At 67.6% G+C, this 556-nt stretch carries 1 protein-coding gene; it reads left to right on the top strand.

All coding sequences use genetic code 11. The annotated features are described in order from the left end of the window. Positions 1-48 precede the first annotated feature (48 nt). On the top strand, positions 49-556 hold a 508-nt coding region (gene leuE, locus LQR33_RS24140; protein WP_231470770.1), incomplete at its 3' end, for a leucine efflux protein LeuE.

Genomic DNA, 556 nt, shown 5'->3' with positions numbered 1-556 from the left:
CCGCTTCATCGCGGCGATGGCGGAACGGAAGTAAGGCGGGATAGCAATATGTTGGGCATTACCGACCTTACCACCTACCTGATCGGCACGCTGATCGTGATCCTGCTGCCGGGACCGAACGCCATGTACGTGCTGTCGGTGGCGGCGCAGCGCGGCAAGCGCGCGGGCTTCGCCGCCGCCGGCGGCGTGGTCAGCGGCGACTTCATCCTGATGACGCTGGCGGCTACCGGCGCGGCCGGCCTGCTGCAGGCCAACCCGGCGCTGTTCGCGGTGGTCAAGTACATTGGCGGCGGCTATCTGGCCTGGTTGGGCGTCAATATGCTGAAGTCCGGCATCCTGGCCTGGCGCCGCGCGCGCCGCGGCGACGAGTCGCCGGCGAGGCCGTCGGCGCTGTCCGGCGGCCATCCTTACCGCAAGGCGCTGCTGATCAGCCTGATGAACCCGAAGGCCATTCTGTTCTTCGTGTCCTTCTTCGTGCAGTTCGTCGATCCGGCCTACCCGCATCCGGCGGTCACCTTCGCCGCGCTGGGCGCCATCGTCCAGTGCTGCAGCATCG

The sequence above is a fragment of the Chromobacterium piscinae genome, assembly GCF_021129175.1.
GTDB lineage: Bacteria > Pseudomonadota > Gammaproteobacteria > Burkholderiales > Chromobacteriaceae > Chromobacterium > Chromobacterium piscinae.
Note: the sequence above shows the minus strand (reverse complement) of the source record. Positions and strands in the feature narration are given on the sequence as shown.